Below are 18,129 nucleotides of genomic sequence, written 5' to 3'. Positions count from 1 at the left end.
TTCGCTGTGAGAACACGTGCGGCTGTCATCACCGGGGTCGGCAAGGACTGGGAGGTGACCGACGTCGAGCTCGATCCACCGAGAGCCGGTGAGGTGCGGGTGAAGATGTCGATCGCCGGGATCTGCCACTCCGACGATCACTACGCCTCGGGCGACCAGATCCCGTCGGCCGAGATAGCGGCGCAGATGGTGCGGGCAGGCCTGCCCGAGCCCCGGTACTTCCCGATGATCGGCGGTCACGAGGGGGCCGGCATCGTCGAGGAAATCGGGCCTGGCGTCCGTGACCTAACGGTCGGCGACCACGTCGCGGTTTCCTTCATCCCCTCGTGCGGGCGCTGCCGCTGGTGCGCCACCGGACAGTCCTACATCTGCGATCGCGGCGCCCAGCTGTTCAGCACGAATATGGTCACCGACGGCACACCGCGCCGGTACCTGGACCGTGAACCCGTGATCGCGATGATGCAGGTCGGCACCTTCAGCGAGCACGTCGTCGTGGCAGCGGATTCGGTCATCAAGATCGACGCCGATCTGCCGTTGACCGCCGCGTCCCTGGTGTCGTGCGGTGTCACCACGGGGTACGGGGCAGCGGTGAACCGAGCCTCGGTGGGTCCCGGTGACACAGTCGTCGTCATCGGCGTCGGCGGGGTGGGCATCAACGCTGTGCAAGGCGCCGCTCTTGCCGGTGCGCAGCACGTCGTGGCCGTCGATCCAGCCGCCTTCAAGCGGGAGAGCGCCGAGCGATTCGGCGCCACGCACACGGCTGAGTCGGCTCAGAAAGCACTGCGGCTGGTTCGTGACCTGACCCACGGCGTCATGGCCGACTCGGTGATCCTCGCTCCCGGTGTCCTCCACGTCGAACTCATGACCACGGCGATGGCGATGATCCGCAAGGGCGGGATCTGTGTCCCGGTGGCCATCACGCCACTGGCGGAGACGTCGGTGCCGATCTCGATGGCCGACCTGGTCGGCTCGGTGAAGGAGATCCGGGGAACCCTGTACGGGAACCTCAACCCGCGGGCCTCGATGCCGGCATTGCTCGCGATGTATCGGAGCGGAAAGCTTCGCCTCGACGACCTGATCACCACCACTTACCGGCTCGACGACATCAACGACGCATTCGCCGACATGCGAGCCGGCAAGAACCTCCGCGGCGCGATCACGTTCTGATCAGAACAAGCCGCCGTCGACGCGGATCAGCGCGCCTGTGGTGTAACTGGAGGCGTCGCTGGCCAGGTAGAGCGCGGTGGTGACGATCTCCTCCGGACGGCCGGGCCGACCGACCGCGCTCCGCGTCCGGTGCCGGTTCTCCTCGGGCCAGGCCAGGGAGATGTCGGTGAGGAACGGCCCGGCCGAGATCGTGTTGACCCGCACGGCCGGCCCTTATTCGAGCGCGAACACCGTGGTCAGCGCGTTGAGCGCCGCCTTCGCCCCGGAGTACGGCCCGAACGACGGCTGCGGCATCAGCGCACCGGAGGACGAGACGTTGATGATGGAGCCACCTCCGGCGTCGGCCATCCGGCGGCCGACCAGGGACCCGAGCCGGAACGGGCCCTTGAAGTTGACCCCGACGACCTTGTCGAAGAGCTCTTCCGAGGTCTCGTCCGACGAGGGAGCGAGTGGCGACATGCCCGCGTTGTTGACGAGGATGTCGACCCTCCCGAACTCCGCGTAGGCCACGTCGACCAGCCGGTCGACGTCGTCCCAGCGGCCGACGTGGGCGGCGACCGGCAGCGCTCGGCGTCCCATGGCCTCGACCTCGGCCGCGGTCTTCTCGCAGGCGTCGAGCTTCCGGCTGGCGATCACGACGTCCGCACCGGCCGCAGCGAAGGCCAGCACCATCTCCCGGCCCAGTCCACGGGAGCCACCGGTGACCAGTGCGACCTTCCCGGTGAGATCGAAGAGGTCACTCATGCGCGCTCAGCGCGTCGGCATAGCGCTCCGCGGCGGCCGCGCGCTTCGGCGGGAGGTGCTCGCTGGGGAACAACGTGTCGACCGGTTGGTAGCCGCGCAGGACCTGCTTGGCGATGCTGACCTTGTGCACCTCGGTCGGCCCGTCGGCGAGCGCGAGCGAAGGCACCGACATCCACCACTGGGCGAGTGGTAGCTCCAGCGTCGTGCCCAGCGACCCGTGGAGGTGCACGGCCCGCTGGACGATGTCGTGCATCACCTGCGCCATCGCAACCTTGCAGGCGGCGATCAGGGTCCGGGCGGCGCCGTGCGGCTGGGTGTCGATCACCCAGGCCGTGTGCAGCACCAGCAGCCGGAATTGCTGGAGCTGGATCCAGGAGTCGGCGATGAACGCCTGGACGGCCTGTTTCTCGGCCAGCAGGGCGCCCTTGGTGCGACGGCTCAGCGCACGCTCGCACATCATGTCGAAGGCCCGCGAGCACAGTCCGACCGTCCGCATCGCGTGGTGCACGCGGCCGCCGCCGAGGCGGGCCTGCGCGACCGCGAACCCCTCGCCGGGGCCACCGAGGATGGCGTCGCCCGGCACGCGCACCTCGCGGTAGCGCAGGTAGCCGTGGATACCCTCGTCCAGATCGTCGCGCTCGCCCATCGTGGACACGTTCCGCTGGATCTCGACGCCGGGCGTGCCCGCGGGGACGACGAACATCGACATCCGCCGGTGGGGCGCCGCCTCCGGGTCGGTCACGGCCATGACGATGAAGAAGGCGGCGTGCCGGGCGTTGGACGTGAACCACTTCTCGCCGTCGATCACCCACTCGTCACCGTCCCGCCAGGCCCGGCAGACGAACTCCGTCGGGTCGGCACCCGCCTGCGGCTCGGTCATCGAGAACGCGGAGACGATCTCGCCGTCGAGTAAGGGCTGCAGATACCGCTTCTTCTGCTCGGCGGTCCCGAACATCGCCAGGATCTCGGCGTTCCCGGTATCCGGCGCCGCAGTGCCGAAGACGGTGGGCGCCCAGTACGAGCGGCCGAGGATCTCGTTCATGTAGGCGAGCTTGATCTGGCCGTAGCCCTGACCGCCGAGGTCGGGCCCCAGATGGCAAGCCCAGAGACCCTGCGCGCGCACCTGCTCCTGCAGCGGACGCAGGATCCGCCGAGCCTTCGTGTTCGTGGTGTCGTACGGGTCGCCGCCGTGGGGAAAGAGGAGATCGAGTGGCTCGACCTCGGTCCGGACGAAGTCGGCCATCCAGTCGAGCTTGGCCTGGAACTCCGATTCGACGGTGAAGTCCAGCATGGCGTTCCTTTCAGGACAGACGGCGGAAGGCGTCGTCGAGTAGCAGGCCGATGCCGACGCGCATCCGCTCGGTGGCCTCGTCGACGTCACCTCGCCGCTCGGCGTTCTTGACCAGCAGCGCGGAAGCAGCGGCCTGCTTGTAGCGGACGAACGCGTCGAACCAGGGGAGCGCGGCGACCGGGATGCCCGCCGCTTCCTCGTACTCGGCGAGCACCTCGTCCGGTTCGAGACTCGGCGCCTCCGGCGCGGCCGCGCTGGGATGAGCCGGATCGTGCATCAGTCGCATCCAGGCGAGATCGGCACGGGGGTCGCCGACCGACCAGATCTCCCAGTCGATCACCGCGCGGATGGTGTCCTCGTCGGCCTGCATGTTGCCGAGGCGCCAGTCGCCGTGCAGGACGGCCGGACCAGTCGGCGCGGGAAGAGCGGCGACGAGCCCGCGGTGGACCTCGCCGGCCCTCTCGCTCAGCTCGGGAGCCAGGTCGACGCTGGTGAACGCCGCCCGCCAGCGCTCGACCTCGGTCTCCCCGGTGAGCGGGGCCTCGTCCAGGCCGAGGTCGGCCGGGGCCACGGCGTGCAGGGCCGCCAGCATCCGGACACCGGCTCGGCCACGTCCTCGGACGTGCTCGGCCGATGGCCGGGAACCGGTCGCGACGTGACGCGGTTCGTAGCTCTCGCCGGGGACGAACTCCATGACGAAGAGCGGCGGGATCTCCGGAGGGGTACCGGCATCCGTCCCCAGGACGGCCGGAACCGCGACCCCCGGCACCTTCTCCAGTGCCGCTAACACCCTCGCCTGCCGCAACACGTCCCGGTTGCGAACGGGAGCCAGCCCGGGGGGCGCCACCTTGATCACCACCGCGGCGCCGCGCTCGTCCGTGGCTCGGTACGTGAGGCTGGACAGCCCGCCGGGTAGCCGGCTCAGCTCGCGCAGCGGCCGGCCGAACGCGGCGGATGCGCGCCGCCGGATGTCCTCCGGGTCGGCGACCCCGACGCGCGGACGAGCGGGGATTGGTATCTGGTCGGCCATCAGGAACCCTTCGTCCGTCGCGATCTAGAGAACGTGAAGTGCACTACGGAGAACAGCGTTCTCTGTGCCGTGAACGGACAGTACACTCCGGCACATGACAGGTCCAGAGGTCGAGACGTCACTGCGCGCTTCGGCGGTCGAACGGCGGCTATCGGTCCGACGGGCCGACGCCGAGGACGAGGTTCGCCGCCTGCTCGACGTCGGGCTGTCGATGATGCGCGAGCATCCGACCGGCGACCTCCGGGTCGCGACGATCGTCCGGGCGGCAGGCGTCTCGAATAAGGCGTTCTACCGGTCGTTCGGCGGCAAGGACGAACTGATGGCGGCGGTCGCCGACGACGGAGCGCGTCGGATGGTGAGTTACGTCCGCCACCAGAGGGACAAGTCGGCCGATCCGGGTGAGCAGGTGCGGCTGGCGGTTCGGGCCGTGCTCCACCAAGCCCGTGACCAGGAGGCGGCGACGACCGCGCGGGCGGTCCTGCGCCTGGCCTTCCGCAGTCCCCAGTTTCGCGCGGCCGGAGGATACGACGTCCAGGAGGGCCTCGCGGACGTTCTGGCCGGACCGCTCGCCGCGTTGGGAAGCACGGACGTCGAGCGGGACTCCCTCCTGGCCGCATGCGCGGCGATCAGTCTGATGGAGCACCATCTCTGGCGGGAACAGCCGCCGTCCACCGCGGACGAGGAGCGGCTGGTCGGCTGGATCCTCCGCGCAGGCGGAGGCGACTAACCCAATTCGTGGATCTGGCTGCAGTACTAGTCGCCGGGGCGTGAGCGACCGAGGCGGGCCAGCGCTTCGGGGCGGGCGGCCCGGACAGCGAAAGCCCACACCATGCCACCGAGGAACGCCCCGAGGATGGCAGCGGTGAGTGACCAACCGTAGGTCGCGCCATCCGGCAGCACGTCCGGCATCCGGATGAGCGCGTACACGAACACGAATCCGGTCGTCACCATCGCGAAGCCGGCTGCGACGACCTGGCCTTCCCAGCCGAAGAACCCGGCCTCGTCCTCGTCGCGGCGCAGGAACCAGACGATCGTGGCCAGTGAGACCAGCGTGATGACCCCCGCGATGCCCAGACCGCCACCCGTCGCCAGGTACAGGGTCACGGTCGAGGCGTCCGCCGCGACCGCGACGAGCGCGATCAGTCCGGCGGCGATCGGAGCGAGCACCCCGGCCGCCAGCGGCGCCCTGGCATCTCTGCGCGGGGCCAGGACGCGCGGAAGCACGCCGTCGCGCGCCAGCCCCGAGACCTGCCGGGCGAGGCTGTGGCAACTCATCGCGCAGCTGGCCAGCGCACCCAGGATCAGGGCCGCGGTGATCAGCTCGACGACGACCTCCACGTGCGCTGCGCCGATCAGCCGGGCCACCACCGTGACCACGAAGGGCTGGCCGGCGCCGGCGGTCTGCGACTCCAGCTGGCCCTGGGCCGCGGCGACGACGTCCTCCGGCCCGACGGCGACCGACACCGCGAAGCCGGTGATCACCAGGACGACGGTGGTGATCAGGTAGGAGACGAGAGTGGACCGGGGAATCGTGCGGCGGGGATCGGCGACCTCGTCCGCGTACATCGCGCCCATCTCCGACCCGACGAACGAGGTGATGGCCAGGCAGAGGGCCAACCCGAACGAGCCGGTCAGCAGCCAGGCCGGATCCAGCGCGGAAAAGGTGAGGTCACCGCCGGCCGGCTTCGTCAGCGCGGCCCCGTCGAACCAGAGCAGCACGACCGCCTGGGTGACGGAGATCGCGACGAGGACCCGGATCATCGTCGCCAGGCGCAGCCGCTCCAAGACGACCAGCCCAGCGACCGCGAGCACCACGCAAAGACCGACCGGAACATCGACGCCGAGCACCCCGACCGTCAGCCCTTTGATGCTCCCGGCGAGCAGCACCAGCAAGGAGGCGAGCAGGGCGAGGTAGGACAGTGCGGCGAGGACCGCGGTGCCCAGACCGGCGGTGGCGCCCAGGCCGTGCGTGACGAACGCGTAGTGGCCACCGCGATGCACTATCCGGCGGGCCATCCCGCCGAAGCCGATCGCGTAGGCGACCAGCACCAGGCCGCCGAACCCGAGCACGAGCGGCGTCGCCACGACGCCCCCGAACTGGTAGGCGCTCGGGATCGCGCCCCAGACCAGGATCAGCGGTGCGTGGGTCATGACCAGCAGGACCACCAGCCCTCGCGTGGTCAGCCCGGGACTGCGACGCTCGACGAGCGGCGGCGCCGGTGGTCTTCCGAGTTGCGTGAGTGCGTCGTTGCGCATGACAGCGATCTCCCGGTCGGGGGTCAGAGACCGAGCGAACGGCCGACGACCTCTTTCATGATTTCGGTGGTGCCGCCGTAGATCCGGGTGATCCGGGCGTCGGCGTAGGCCCGCGTGATCGGGTACTCGGACATGTAGCCGTAGCCGCCGTGCAGCTGGACGCCCTTGTCGACCGCGCGTCCCTGCAACTCGGTGCACCACCACTTGGCCATCGACGCTTCGGCGGCCGACAGCTCGCCCGCGTTGTGCGCGGTGACGCAGTTGTCGAGGTACTGCTGGCCGATCGCGATCTCGGTCGCCAGCTCGGCGAGCACGAACTTGCTGTTCTGGAACGAGCCGATCGGCTTGCCGAAGGCCTTGCGTTCCTTGACGTACTCGAGCGTGAGATCAAACGCCGCGGTCGCGCCCGCGAGGGCCGCGGTAGCGATACCCAGGCGCTCCTGCGGCAGGTTGGTCACCAGCTGGCTGAAGCCCGTGCCCTCCTCGCCGAGGAGGTTCGCCACCGGGACCCGGACGTCGATGAACGAGAGTTCGGCGGTGTCCTGGCCGTGCAGGCCGAGCTTGTCGAGGTTGCGGCCGCGTTCGAAGCCGGGCATACCCCGTTCGATCACCAGCAGACTGATGCCGTCGTGCCGCTTGGACGGGTCCGTCTTGACGGCGGTGATCACCAGATCGGAGTTGATGCCGTTGGTGATGAACGTCTTCGCGCCGTTGACCACGTAGTGGTCGCCGTCCCGTACCGCGGTGGTGCTCATCCCGGCCAGGTCGGATCCGATCCCGGGCTCGGTCATGGCGACCGCGGTGATGAGCGTGCCCGAGGCGATGCCCGGCAGCCATCGCGCCTGCTGCTCGGCGTTCGCCAGGTCGAGGTAGTAGGGCAGTGTCACGTCGGTCTGCAGGGTCAGGCCCAGACAGGCGGAGGCGACACCCGCGCGCTGGATCTCCTCGTTGAGGACGACGTTGAAGCGGAAGTCGCGGATTCCGCCGCCGCCGAACTCCTCCGGCACCGCGAAACCGAGGAATCCGTGGGAGCCGGCCTGCGCGAACAGGTCACGGGGCACGATGCCGGCGGCGTCCCACGCGGCCTGCTGCGGTACGACCTCCTTCTCCAGGAATCGCCGGACGCTCTCCCGGAAGTCGTCGTGCTCGGCCTCGAACAGGTTGCGGCGCATGCCGGTCGCTCCTTCTCGTGCGTGCGGGCACGACACTCACGGGATCAGGTAAGGGTGAAGCCGCCGTCGACGATCGTCTCGGTGCCGGTCTGGTACTTCGAGGCGTCGCAGGCCAGGTAGACCGCGAGGGCACCGAGGTCGGCGGGCACGCCCCAGCGGCGGGCGGGCAAGTGCGGCATGGTCCGGGCGGTGAACGCCTCGTTGGTGGTTAGCCCGTCGGCCAGCGCCGTCCGGACGTAACCGGGCAGGATCGCGTTGACGCGGATCTGGTACCGGGCCAGCTCCACCGCGCACGAACGCACCAGCCCGCCCACGCCGGCCTTGGCGGCGGCATAGGCCTGGGCCCGGGGGAAGCCGACGTTCGTGCCCATGATGCTGGAGACCGCGACCAGGCTCCCGCCGCCGTTCTCGGCCATGTGACGGGCCGCGGCCTGGAAGGTGAGGAAGACCCCGTCGAGGTTGATCCGGGTGACCTGTCGCCACTCGTCCAGGCTCAGGTCGACGAACTTCCGGTCGGCACCGCCGATCCCGGCGTTGGCGAAGAAGGCGTCGACTCGGCCGAGCGTGCCGACGGTCTCGGCGAACGCCTCGGTGACCTGGTCGGGGTCGCCGACGTCGCAGCGCCGCGTGAGGATCTTGCCGGGGTACTGGCCGAGAACCTCGGCTGCGGCCTCGTTCTTGGCCGGGTTGGTGCCCCAGATCGCGACGTCGGAACCGGCGGCGGCGAGCGCTTCGGCCATGCCGAGGCCGATTCCACCGTTTCCGCCGGTCACGACGGCGACGCGGCCGGTCAGATCGAACGGGGACATCGGTCCTCCCGAGAAACACGCAGGAAGTAAGATAAAGAAGGATGCTGAGTTAACTACCTTCTATCCGCCGGTGGGACGAAAGTCAACGCGTGGCCGCGCGAGCACTCCACTGGTGGGTGGTGCGGTAAACTCACCGCTCCTAGTCAACTCAGCGAACTATGCCCCGTCAGTGCGGGCGAGGGTCGTCGCGCCCGTGGGGCACAGGAGGGTACGTGGTCACCACCAGCGAGCCGGTGGGGCGCGGAATGCGCGCCGCGAAAACCGGCGAGCTCATCGCGTCGTACCTGCGGGGCCGGATCGTCCGCGGCGAGCTGGTCGAAGGCGACAGCCTGCCCTCCGAAGCCGACTTGATGGACCAGTTCGAGGTCTCCCGGCCGACGCTCCGGGAGGCATTCCGCATTCTGGAGGCCGAATCGCTGATCGCGATCCGGCGCGGCTCGCGCGGTGCGCGCATCGTCGCGCCGAGCGTCGACGTGGCGGCGCGGTACGTGGGTCTCCTGCTCCAGCACTCCAAGACCACGCTGGCCGATGTGTACGAGGCGCGGTCAGTGATCGAGACGGCCGCCGCCGCGATGCTGGCCGAGCGCCGGACCGCGCAAGACGTGGCAGATCTCCGCGAGTGCGTGGCCGGCCTGGAGAACCTGGTGGAGTCCGGGGACCCGTCGGTCGACGCTCCGGTCTGGAGCACGGCGACCACGACTTTCCACGAACTCGTGCTCGAGCGCTCCCGCAACCAAACGCTCGCTCTCCAGTCGGCCGTGCTGCGCGAGATCATCGCGATGCACCTGGCGATCGTCGCCCGCCGGTCCACCGATCCCGCGCGCAATCTACGGGAATTCCGTAAGTCGGTGCGGTCGAGCCGGAAGCTGGTCGATCTGGTCGAGGCCAAGGACGCGGAGGGCGCGGAGAAGCATTGGCGTGCCCACATGGAGGCCGCCGCCCGGTCGCTGCTCCGTGACGATCTGCGGTCCGCCACGGTCCTGGACCTCTTCAACTAGACAGCGCACTGCCACGCCGGTGGCCCTACCCGTCCGACGGGTAGGGCCACCGGCGTTTGCGGTCTTCCGATGTCAGGGCCGGAGTGCGGGGGATCGGCTCACCGAAGAAAGGAAAGTAAGCTAACCTTTTGAACTACCCGTTGGCTTGAGGTGGGAGGAAGACCATGGCGATCCAGGAGCGTCTCGCGGGGCTGCTCGCGCAGGCGGCCCCCGCGACCGTCGCGGTCGTGCACAGTGACACGGCGTGGACGTGGGGACAGCTCTCGACGCTGTCGCAGAAGCTGAACGGCATCCTGAACGCGGTGGCGCTCGGGGCCGGCGCCCGCGTCGGCGTGGTGCTGGAGAACCGGCCGCAGTTCGCGGCCGTCGCGACGTCGCTGCTCAGCACGGACCGCTGCCTCACGACGTTGAGCCCGTTGCAGCCGCCGGAGCGCCTCTGCGCCGACATCGACGCCAGCGCGCTACCCGTCGTCGTGGCGTCAGCCACCACACTGGCGCTCCCGGGCGTCCGGGACGCGATCGTTCGGCACGGCCGGATCATCGTCCTGGGGTGGGACGGCACGTGCGCGATGGAGCCGGTCGAGCCGATCCTCGCCACCGATCGCCCCACGGCCCCGGGCGTCGCGATCGAGATGCTCACGTCCGGAACGACCGGTAAGCCCAAGCGCGTTCAGTTGACGTACGGCCAGCTCGCCACGTCGATCGGGTCGGCGAGGATGCCCGGCAAGGTCGATGGCAACGGCAAGATCGTGCTCGGGACGGGTGCGACCATCGTGTCCACCCCGATGGTGCACATCGGAGGTCTCTGGGGCGTCATCACGTCCATCTACGCCGGACGGCGGACCGTTCTGCTGGACCGGTTCACGGTCCCCGAGTGGGTCGACGCGGTCGACACGCACAAACCGCGGGCCGCCGGGCTGGTGCCCGCGGCGATGCAGATGCTGATCGACGCCGACGTTCCGCCGCACCGTCTGGCCAGCCTCCAGGTGGTGACGTCCGGCACCGCCCCCTGCCCACCGGCGCTGGCCGACACGATGCTCGAGCGGTACGGCATCCGCGTCCTGATGACCTACGGCGCCACCGAGTTCTCCGGTGCGGTCGCCGGTTGGACCAAGGCCGACCACGTCCAGTGGTGGCCGGCCAAGCAGGGCGCCGCAGGGCGGGCGTTCCCCGGTGTCTCGCTGCGCGTGGTCACCGATCAGGGCGCCGAACTGCCGGTCGGTTCCTCCGGCATCCTGGAGATCCGCACCGCGCAGGCGGCCAACGGCGGGCGCGAGTGGGTGCGCACCAGCGATCTCGCCCGTATCGACCACGACGGCTTCCTCTGGATCGAGGGCCGCGCCGACGACGCGATCATCCGTGGTGGCTTCAAGGTGCATCCGGCGGTCGTCAAGGCGGCGCTCGAGAGGCACCCGGCCGTGCGGGAGGCGGCGGTCGTCGGCGTTCCGCACGAGCGGTTGGGTAGCGTCCCGATCGCCGCGGTCATCCCGCGGGCCGACGTCGACCGTCCGACGTCCGACGTCCTGATCACGGCCTGCCGCGAAACCCTGACGCCGTACGAGGTGCCGACCCGGATCACGATCCTCGACGAGTTCCCGCGCACCGCGGCGATGAAGGTCGACCGGGTGCGCCTGCTGGAGGTCCTCGGAGCCCCGCCACAGCCGGTGGCCGGCTGACATGGGCGCCACGATCGCCGACCAGATCCGTCGGGCGGCGGCCGAGCACCCCGACGTCCGAGTCGTTTACCACGGGCCGCGGGGAACCGTGGAGATCACCCTGGCCGAGCATCTCCGTCGCGCGGAGGCGGTGGCGGCAGGGCTGCACACGCTGGGCGTGCGCCGCGGCGACGTCGTGGCGATCCAGGTTCCCCACCGGATCGAGGGCGCCCTGGCGCAGCAAGCCGGATGGCTCCTTGGCGCGGTCGTCCTGCCGATCGTCCCGATCTACGGCCCGAAGGAGTTGGGATTCATCCTCGGCCAGTCGGGGGCGTCCGTGTTCGTGGTGGCGCCGGGCACGACCCCGGCGGCCGACCTGCTCGCACGGATCGGTCCGCTCCCGGCGCTGCGGACGACCGTCGTGATCGACGCGGACGTTCCGCCCGGTGCCGTCGCCTGGGAGCGCCTCGGCGGGCACGACGCGACTGAAGGCCTCGCGGCCGACCCCGCGGATCGGGCGTTGCTCGTGTACACGTCCGGTACCACCGCCGACCCGAAGGGCGTCCAGCACTCGTCCGAGACGCTTCTCGCCGAACTCGCCGCAATGACGGACTTCTTCCCCGGAGGTCCGGACGTCGTACACCTGGCGGTCTTTCCGGCCGGGCACGTCGCGGGCGTCCTGGGACTGCTCCGGGCGCTGGCCGGTGCCACCCCGACCGTGTCGCTGGAGAAGTGGGACGCCGCGGCCGCCGCGGCGTTGATCGGCCGGTACCGCGTGTCGGTTTCGGTGGGAGCGCCGGTGCACCTTCTGGCGATTCTGGACGCCGCCCGCGAGCACGGTCACGACCTCTCGTCACTGCGCGACTACATGCTCGGGGCCGCTCAGGTTCCGCCGCACGTCGTCGCGCGGGCCAACGAACTCGGCATCGTCGCCTACCGCGGCTACGGGTCGAGCGAGCACCCCACGATCAGCTCCGGTCGCGCGACCGATCCGGAGGAGAAGCGGCTGACCACCGATGGCCGGGTGACGCCGGGCAACGAGGTGCGCCTGGTCGACGACGACGGAGCCGACGTCCCCACCGGACAGGACGGCGAGATCGTCGTCCGCGGCCCGGAGCAGTTCCTCGGCTACCTCGACGCGTCCTTGAACGAATCGGCGTACCTCCCGGGCGGCTGGCTCCGGACCGGCGACGTCGGCCGGTTCGATGACGAGGGCTACCTCACCGTCACCGATCGCAAGAAGGACATCATCGTCCGGGGCGGCGAGAACATCTCATCCAAAGAGGTCGAGGACGTCCTCGGCACCCACCCGGACGTACTCGCCGCTGCCGTCGTCGGGGTGCCCGACCCGCGGTACGGCGAACGGGTCGGCGCGTTCGTCGTGCTGCGGCCGGGAGCCGCGTTCACGGTGGCCGACGCCGACGCGCACGTTCGCGCGGCCGGCCTGGCCCGGCAGAAGACGCCGGAGGTGATCCGTGTGGTCGACGACCTCCCGCGAACCCCCGCCGGGAAAGTCCAGAAGTTCGCTCTCCGCACGCTGCTCAGGGAGTCCAACGATGAACTTTAGCTTCTCCGACGAACAGGAGCAGTTGCGCTCGACGCTGCGTCGTCTCCTCTCCGAGCGCGCGTCGAGCGAGCGACTCCGCGAGATTCTGGAGACCGACGACCGCGTCGACCGAACACTCTGGAGCCTGCTGGCCGGGCAACTCGGGTTGCTCGGCCTCGGGATCCCGGAGGAGTACGGTGGCGCCGGCTTCGGGCCGGTCGAGACCACGGTCGTGTTCGAGGAACTCGGCCGCGCGTTGGCCGCCGTTCCCTACTTCAGCACGATCGGGCTGGCCGTGAACGCGCTACTGGCCGCGGACGACGAGGCGGCACGCAAAGACCTGCTGCCCGGAATCGCGGACGGATCGACCCTGGCCACCCTCGCGATCTCCGAGCGGGGCGGCGACGGTGGCATCGACCTGGCCGCGGTGACCACGACCGCGGCGGGCGGGGACGGGACCTGGCGGCTGACCGGCGAGAAGGCGTTCGTCACCGACGGCGTCAGCGCCGACCTCGTCCTGGTCGTCGCCCGGAGTGAGGCCGGGCTCGGGCTGTTCGCCGTCGCGGGGGACGCCGAGAACCTGGCCCGGGAGAACATGGCACCGCTCGATCTGACCCGCCCGCTGGCCCGGATCCGGTTCGAGGGCACGCCGGCCCGCTTGGTCGGGGCCGAGGGCGCTGCCGAGCCCGGGCTGCGCGTGGCGTTGGACCGGGCAGTGGCTGCGCTCGCGGCCGAGCAGGCCGGCGGCGCCGCCCGCTGCCTCGACATGGCGGTGGAGTACGCGAAGGTGCGCGAGCAGTTCGGCCGGCCGATCGGTAGCTTCCAGGCGATCAAGCACAAGGCAGCCGACATGATGGTCCGGGTCGAGACGGCCAAATCGGCGGCCTACTACGCCGCCTGGGCCGCTGCGGACTCCTCGTCGGAGGCGTCGTTGGCCTCGGCGTTGGCCGCGGCCTACTGCGCTGATGCCTACGTCGACGTGGCGGCGGAGAACATCCAGATCCACGGCGGGATCGGCTACACCTGGGAGCACGACGCGCACCTCTACTTCCGGCGGGCGAAGTCGAGTCAGCTGCTCTTCGGTACCCCCGAAACTCACCGTGACCGGCTCGCCGCACTCGTCGGCATCTGAAGGAGGACGCGGACATGCAGCTCACCTGGAGCGACGAGGACGAGAAGTTCCGCACGACGCTGCGGGCGTTTCTGGCGGAACACGCGCCGGGCAAGCCACCGAAGGGCAAGGACGCCCGGCTGCGATGGGCCCGGGACTGGGCGGCGACCAAGTTCGACCACGGCTTCGCCGGTCCGAGCTGGCCACTAGCGGTCGGCGGGATGGATCTTCCGTTCACCCAGCAGGTCATCTACCAGCAGGAGATGGCCCGAGCCCGGGTCCCCGGCCATCCGGGAACGGGCATGGAGATGGTCGGTCCGACGATCATCAAGCACGGGACGCCGGAGCAACGTGAGCGGTTCATCAAGCCGATGCTCCGGGCCGACGAGCTCTGGGCGCAGGCGTTCTCCGAGCCGGGCGCCGGCTCCGACCTGCCCTCGCTGCGGACGTCCGCCGTCCCCGACGGAGACCACTACGTGGTGACCGGGCAGAAGATCTGGAACAGCAACGCCGAGATCGCGGACATGTTCTTCGCGCTGGTCCGGACCGGTGCGCCGGACTCCCGGCAGCACGGCATCACCTATTTACTGATCGACGCGCACGCACCCGGCGTCGAGGTCCGGCCGCTGCGTGACCTGACCGGTGCGGCGCACTTCTGCGAGATCTTCCTCGACGACGTGCGGGTCCCGGTGGCGAACCGGGTCGGTGAGGAGAACGACGGGTGGCGCATCACCCGCACGACGCTCGGCCACGAGCGCTCCGCGGGCGCGCTGAATCAGGGTGCGTTCTACCGCCGGATCATGGACGAGCTGATCGCGCTGGCCAAGGAGCGTGGGGTCACGGCCGACGCCGGGCTCCGTCGCAGGCTGGTCGACTTCGACATCCGCGCGCGTCTGATGGAGGTCAACGCACTGCGCTCGATCGCGCAAACCATGGTCAGCGGTGAGCCCGGACCGTCGTCGTCGATCTCGCGCCTGTACAACAGCGAGTTCGAGAAGGAGCTGCACGTCTTCGCGACGGACCTCCTCGGCGGGTACGGCGCGTTGGCCACCGACGACGAGGACGCGGTCCAGCGAGGCCGCTGGGTGGGTGGCATGCTCCGCACCCGGGCCTCGACGATCGGCGCGGGAACCGCGGAGATCCAGCGGAACACGATCGCGGAGCAGGTCCTCGGACTCCCGCGCGACCCGGCGATGCCACCGCGCTGAGCGGTCGCCGGGACGGTCCGCTCAGCCGTCCCGGCGCAGCATCCCGGCGAACCGGTCGCGGGTGCCGTCGGCCGACCGGGACCAGGACGCCGCGGTGTCTGCCTCGACACCCAGCGCATGCGCGAGCGTCGTCCCGTCGGTGCTCGCGTAGAGCCGCATCGACGCCCGTGCCGCGCGTTCGTCGCAGGAAGCGACCTGTTCGGCCACCGCGAGCGCGCGTCCGAGCAGCTCCGCATGCGGAACCACCTCGGTCACCAGCCCCAGGGCCAGGGCCGTCGACGCGTCGATCGGTTCGCCGGTCAGCGTCATCCTGCGGGCCGTCCGGACACCGACCGCGCGGGGCAGGAGAGCGCTCATGCCCCAGCCCGGGACCAAGCCGAGCCGGGCATGGGTGTCGGCGAACGTCGCGCGTTCGGAGGCGATCAGAAACGCGCACGAGAGCGCGACCTCCAGGCCGCCGGTCACGCACGGACCGTTGATCGCGCCGATCACCGGCAGGTCCAGCGTGCGCAGTGTCTGCGCCGGGTTGGTTCGTTCGGGCCGAGGCCGCGCGTCCGGGGCCAGCTGCTCGCGCAGGTCGACGCCACCGCAGAACGCCGGGTCGGCGCCGGTGAGCACCAGCGCCCGCACGGACCTGTCGTCGGCGAGCCCACGGCACAGCCGCACCAGCCCCCTGCGCAGGTCGTAGTTCAGCGCGTTGCGCTGTTCCGGCCGGTCGAGCGTGACGAGCAGGACGCCGGGGCGGGGCTCGTCCAGGCGCAGCCCCGGCACGTCCGGAAACGAGAACGCGGTCATCGCAGCAGTTCCGCCGGAACCGAGGAATCCGGTGCCGCCGCGTCGACGGTGACCCGGCGGTGCCGGAACAGCCAGCGATCGCCGACCGGGACCAACTCGTCGCGGTACCGGCCCCAGTGGTCGAGCCCGGACGGCGTGAGCACCGCGAAGTACGACGCGACTCGGGCGACGTCCACCGTGAGCTCTTCGAACCAGACGTTCGTCACGAAGTGGCGAACGAAGAAGCGAGTGGTCCTCGACTCGCCACCCGGCGCGGTCAACGCGGCGACGATCGCAGCCCGGCCCCGGGCGGGTTCCCGCCCCCGGATTTCCAGGACGCCGTCCTCGGTGAACAGGGCCGCCAGGTCGTCGAGGCGATACCGATCACCGGCGTGGGTGTACGCGGCGAGCGTGTCCCGAACGGCTTCCCTAGCGGCGAGACTAGCCGGTTCGGCGGTCATCGAGGCTCCCAAAGTAGGTAGCTAAGTAAGCTACAGTCAGCCTAGCTGCGGCACAAAGGAGCGCCCGATGGATTTCGAGACGATCACCTACGAGGTGGCCGAACACGTCGCGACGGTGACGCTGAACCGCCCGGACAAGCTGAACTCGTTCAACCAGGCGATGCTGGACGAGTTCGTCCGGGTCTGGGAGCAGGTTCGCGTCGATGACGACGTGCGGGTGGTCGTCCTGCGGGCCGCGGGAGAGCGGGCGTTCTCCACTGGGGTGGACGTATCGGAGGGCATCTTCCTGCCGGACAACATCTGGAGCCAGATCGACCCGGGGGTTTCGCTCGGCCCACGGCAGAACTCGGTCTGGAAGCCGGTGATCGTCGCCCTCCACGGAATGGTCGCCGGCGGCGCGCTGTACTGGGTCAACGAGTGCGACATCGCGATCTGCTCCGAGGATGCGACGTTCTTCGACCCGCACACCAGCTACGGCATGGTCGCGGCCTGCGAACCGATTGGTCTCGCGCACCGGATCCCGCTGGGTGAGGTGTTGCGGATGGCTCTGCTCGGTCTCGACGAGCGGATCTCGGCACGCCGTGCCCTCGAGGTCGGGCTGGTCAGCGAGGTGCTACCCCGCGAGGACTTGTGGAAGCGGGCGGCGGAGCTGGCCGCGATCATCGCGGACAAGCCACCGGCGGCGATCCAGGGGACCGTGCGGGCCATTTGGGAGACGCTCGGCTCGGCGCCGCTGGACGGGCAGAAACAAGGCATGGTCTACACCCGGCTCGGCTCGATGATCGTCGACTCGCAGGCGCAGCGCACCGGGTTCACCAAGCCCAAGCCTCAGATCCGGTAGCGCCGTGCGTCCGTTGCACCCGCGCCACGGGATCCACGAGCCCACCACCGGCACGCCTCCGCGACGGCCGGGGTCCGTCCGGCGGACCAGCACCGTGGACATGCTCCGGCCGGACGGTCTGCTCGGCCGTGTCGTGGTCGACGCACGCGCGCGGGACGTCCGGACGGGCGCCGACGGCGACGTCGAGGTGCGGGCCATGACGAGTCTCGACGCGGAGATCGACTTCACCGGTGGCTGGACGCTCCGGCGCATCGCGAGCGACCCGGCCGAACCACGGTTGGAAAGCCTGGTCGGCGACACCGTCGGCAGCGGATTCCGGCGACGCGTCCAGGCCGCCCTGCCCGACCAGTACGAGCAGGCCACGAGGTTGCACCTCCTCCTGGACGACTTCCCGGTCGCGACGCTGGTCAGTGGTTACGCGCTCGGCGCGGGCGGGATCCACCCCACCGAGGAGGCGCTCGAGCGCCGCACGACCGCGGACCTCTGTTCCGGCTGGCGCAGCGGCGGCACGATCATGGTCGGCATCGAGCGGGATCGTCTGATCCCGGTGGTGACCGGGCCGGAGGCGCCGTCGCTGGACGCCGACCCGGACGCCTGGCATTCGCGGCCCCCGCTGACGGCCCACGCCGTGCGGCGGGCCCGGCGTCTGGACGTCTGGTCGGCGGGCGGCGTGATCGAGGTGGACAGCCTGTACCGCGACTCGCACGTCGATCCGGAAGGTGGGGAGACCGTCATCCACGAATACACGCTTCGGGGTCAGGTCGATCCGGTCGACTTCACGATCCGCGCGATGGTGGCCACGCCGCGGGTGCTGCCGTGGGTCGAGTGCCCGGCTGCGGCGGCGAGCGCGAGCCGACTCGTCGGTCAGGACGTGCGCACCGTCCGGCCTCTGGTGCGGGCGGAGTTCATCGGCATCTCGACCTGCACGCACCTCAACGACCAGATGCGGGCACTCGCGGATTTGCCGACCATTTTTACGCTGTAAAGCTAGTGCACTAAGTTATTGACATTGCCGTCCGGCGCGGGCAGCCTCGTACGTAACGCGCACGTTGCGACACCGATCTGG

Annotated in this window: 16 protein-coding genes and 1 pseudogene; 9 read left to right on the top strand and 8 right to left on the bottom strand. The window is 70.1% G+C overall.

What is annotated here, in order from left to right:
- Positions 1–6 precede the first annotated feature (6 nt).
- Positions 7–1,167, top strand: a complete 1,161-nt coding sequence (locus tag BUB75_RS12935; protein ID WP_073256387.1) for an NDMA-dependent alcohol dehydrogenase — start codon at positions 7–9, stop codon at positions 1,165–1,167.
- On the opposite strand, the pseudogene BUB75_RS47625 reads toward BUB75_RS12935, so the two are convergent.
- The 3 genes and pseudogenes from BUB75_RS47625 to BUB75_RS12920 all read right to left on the bottom strand — a co-directional run bounded on the left by BUB75_RS47625 (position 1,168) and on the right by BUB75_RS12920 (position 4,232).
- Positions 1,168–1,911 (bottom strand): annotated as a pseudogene (locus tag BUB75_RS47625) (SDR family NAD(P)-dependent oxidoreductase).
- Entirely contained in the window at positions 1,904–3,202 is a 1,299-nt protein-coding gene (locus BUB75_RS12925) for an acyl-CoA dehydrogenase family protein (protein WP_073256384.1), read from the bottom strand. Before BUB75_RS12925 ends, BUB75_RS47625 begins: the two are co-directional and overlap by 8 nt.
- Positions 3,203–3,212: 10 nt before the next feature.
- Complete coding sequence (locus tag BUB75_RS12920) at positions 3,213–4,232, bottom strand: phosphotransferase family protein (protein WP_073256380.1); 1,020 nt, start codon at positions 4,230–4,232, stop codon at positions 3,213–3,215.
- A 94-nt stretch (positions 4,233–4,326) separates the two neighbouring features.
- Between BUB75_RS12920 and BUB75_RS12915 the strand changes: the two genes are divergently transcribed.
- On the top strand, positions 4,327–4,959 hold the full coding sequence (locus BUB75_RS12915; RefSeq protein WP_073256377.1) for a TetR/AcrR family transcriptional regulator: 633 nt from the start codon (positions 4,327–4,329) through the stop codon (positions 4,957–4,959).
- Between the two features lie 26 nt (positions 4,960–4,985).
- Here the strand turns inward: BUB75_RS12915 and BUB75_RS12910 are convergent, their stop codons facing one another.
- The 3 genes from BUB75_RS12910 to BUB75_RS12900 are packed head-to-tail and all read right to left on the bottom strand — an operon-like array spanning position 4,986 to position 8,469.
- A complete protein-coding gene (locus tag BUB75_RS12910; protein WP_073256374.1) occupies positions 4,986–6,488 on the bottom strand; it encodes an APC family permease in 1,503 nt (500 codons plus the stop codon).
- A 23-nt stretch (positions 6,489–6,511) separates the two neighbouring features.
- Positions 6,512–7,660, bottom strand: coding sequence for an acyl-CoA dehydrogenase family protein (locus tag BUB75_RS12905; protein ID WP_073256371.1), 1,149 nt, complete (start codon positions 7,658–7,660; stop codon positions 6,512–6,514).
- Between the two features lie 44 nt (positions 7,661–7,704).
- Entirely contained in the window at positions 7,705–8,469 is a 765-nt protein-coding gene (locus tag BUB75_RS12900; protein ID WP_073256368.1) for an SDR family NAD(P)-dependent oxidoreductase, read from the bottom strand.
- 212 nt (positions 8,470–8,681) lie between these two features.
- Between BUB75_RS12900 and BUB75_RS12895 the strand changes: the two genes are divergently transcribed.
- From BUB75_RS12895 to BUB75_RS12875, 5 genes are all read left to right on the top strand, one after another.
- A complete protein-coding gene (locus tag BUB75_RS12895) occupies positions 8,682–9,467 on the top strand; it encodes a FadR/GntR family transcriptional regulator (RefSeq protein WP_218617468.1) in 786 nt (261 codons plus the stop codon).
- 164 nt (positions 9,468–9,631) lie between these two features.
- Positions 9,632–11,143: a class I adenylate-forming enzyme family protein gene (locus tag BUB75_RS12890; protein ID WP_073256365.1), complete on the top strand. Its 1,512-nt coding sequence runs from the start codon at positions 9,632–9,634 to the stop codon at positions 11,141–11,143.
- 1 nt (position 11,144) lies between these two features.
- Positions 11,145–12,689 carry a class I adenylate-forming enzyme family protein gene (locus tag BUB75_RS12885; protein ID WP_073256362.1) on the top strand — a complete coding sequence of 515 codons (1,545 nt, stop codon included), beginning with the start codon at positions 11,145–11,147 and terminating at the stop codon, positions 12,687–12,689.
- Positions 12,679–13,800, top strand: coding sequence for an acyl-CoA dehydrogenase family protein (locus tag BUB75_RS12880; protein WP_073256359.1), 1,122 nt, complete (start codon positions 12,679–12,681; stop codon positions 13,798–13,800). Before BUB75_RS12885 ends, BUB75_RS12880 begins: the two co-directional genes overlap by 11 nt.
- Before the next feature lie 14 nt (positions 13,801–13,814).
- Entirely contained in the window at positions 13,815–14,987 is a 1,173-nt protein-coding gene (locus BUB75_RS12875) for an acyl-CoA dehydrogenase family protein (protein WP_073256356.1), read from the top strand.
- A gap of 21 nt (positions 14,988–15,008) precedes the next feature.
- Here the strand turns inward: BUB75_RS12875 and BUB75_RS12870 are convergent, their stop codons facing one another.
- Both BUB75_RS12870 and BUB75_RS12865 read right to left on the bottom strand, forming a co-directional pair.
- Positions 15,009–15,782 carry an enoyl-CoA hydratase gene (locus tag BUB75_RS12870; protein WP_073256353.1) on the bottom strand — a complete coding sequence of 258 codons (774 nt, stop codon included), beginning with the start codon at positions 15,780–15,782 and terminating at the stop codon, positions 15,009–15,011.
- A complete protein-coding gene (locus tag BUB75_RS12865) occupies positions 15,779–16,222 on the bottom strand; it encodes a nuclear transport factor 2 family protein (RefSeq protein ID WP_073256350.1) in 444 nt (147 codons plus the stop codon). Before BUB75_RS12865 ends, BUB75_RS12870 begins: the two co-directional genes overlap by 4 nt.
- 67 nt (positions 16,223–16,289) lie before the next feature.
- Between BUB75_RS12865 and BUB75_RS12860 the strand changes: the two genes are divergently transcribed.
- Both BUB75_RS12860 and BUB75_RS12855 read left to right on the top strand, forming a co-directional pair.
- Positions 16,290–17,063 (top strand): enoyl-CoA hydratase/isomerase family protein, encoded by a 774-nt coding sequence (locus BUB75_RS12860; RefSeq protein ID WP_073256347.1) that lies wholly within the window; start codon positions 16,290–16,292, stop codon positions 17,061–17,063.
- A gap of 4 nt (positions 17,064–17,067) precedes the next feature.
- Positions 17,068–18,048: a DUF2889 domain-containing protein gene (locus BUB75_RS12855; protein ID WP_073256343.1), complete on the top strand. Its 981-nt coding sequence runs from the start codon at positions 17,068–17,070 to the stop codon at positions 18,046–18,048.
- Positions 18,049–18,129: the final 81 nt, after the last annotated feature.

The organism is Cryptosporangium aurantiacum, from assembly GCF_900143005.1.
Taxonomy (GTDB): Bacteria; Actinomycetota; Actinomycetes; order Mycobacteriales; family Cryptosporangiaceae; genus Cryptosporangium; species Cryptosporangium aurantiacum.
The sequence above is the reverse complement of the archived record's forward strand: the minus strand, read 5'-3'. Positions and strand labels throughout refer to the sequence as shown.

Excerpts from the sequence above, each read along its gene's own strand:
- BUB75_RS12925 (WP_073256384.1), bottom strand. The coding sequence starts at position 3,202 with ATGCTGGACTTCACCGTCGAATCGGAGTTCCAGGCCAAGCTCGACTGG.
- BUB75_RS12920 (WP_073256380.1), bottom strand. The coding sequence starts at position 4,232 with ATGGCCGACCAGATACCAATCCCCGCTCGTCCGCGCGTCGGGGTCGCC.
- BUB75_RS12915 (WP_073256377.1), top strand. The coding sequence starts at position 4,327 with ATGACAGGTCCAGAGGTCGAGACGTCACTGCGCGCTTCGGCGGTCGAA.
- BUB75_RS12910 (WP_073256374.1), bottom strand. The coding sequence starts at position 6,488 with ATGCGCAACGACGCACTCACGCAACTCGGAAGACCACCGGCGCCGCCG.
- BUB75_RS12905 (WP_073256371.1), bottom strand. The coding sequence starts at position 7,660 with ATGCGCCGCAACCTGTTCGAGGCCGAGCACGACGACTTCCGGGAGAGC.
- BUB75_RS12900 (WP_073256368.1), bottom strand. The coding sequence starts at position 8,469 with ATGTCCCCGTTCGATCTGACCGGCCGCGTCGCCGTCGTGACCGGCGGA.
- BUB75_RS12890 (WP_073256365.1), top strand. The coding sequence starts at position 9,632 with ATGGCGATCCAGGAGCGTCTCGCGGGGCTGCTCGCGCAGGCGGCCCCC.
- BUB75_RS12885 (WP_073256362.1), top strand. The coding sequence starts at position 11,145 with ATGGGCGCCACGATCGCCGACCAGATCCGTCGGGCGGCGGCCGAGCAC.
- BUB75_RS12880 (WP_073256359.1), top strand. The coding sequence starts at position 12,679 with ATGAACTTTAGCTTCTCCGACGAACAGGAGCAGTTGCGCTCGACGCTG.
- BUB75_RS12875 (WP_073256356.1), top strand. The coding sequence starts at position 13,815 with ATGCAGCTCACCTGGAGCGACGAGGACGAGAAGTTCCGCACGACGCTG.
- BUB75_RS12870 (WP_073256353.1), bottom strand. The coding sequence starts at position 15,782 with ATGACCGCGTTCTCGTTTCCGGACGTGCCGGGGCTGCGCCTGGACGAG.
- BUB75_RS12865 (WP_073256350.1), bottom strand. The coding sequence starts at position 16,222 with ATGACCGCCGAACCGGCTAGTCTCGCCGCTAGGGAAGCCGTTCGGGAC.
- BUB75_RS12860 (WP_073256347.1), top strand. The coding sequence starts at position 16,290 with ATGGATTTCGAGACGATCACCTACGAGGTGGCCGAACACGTCGCGACG.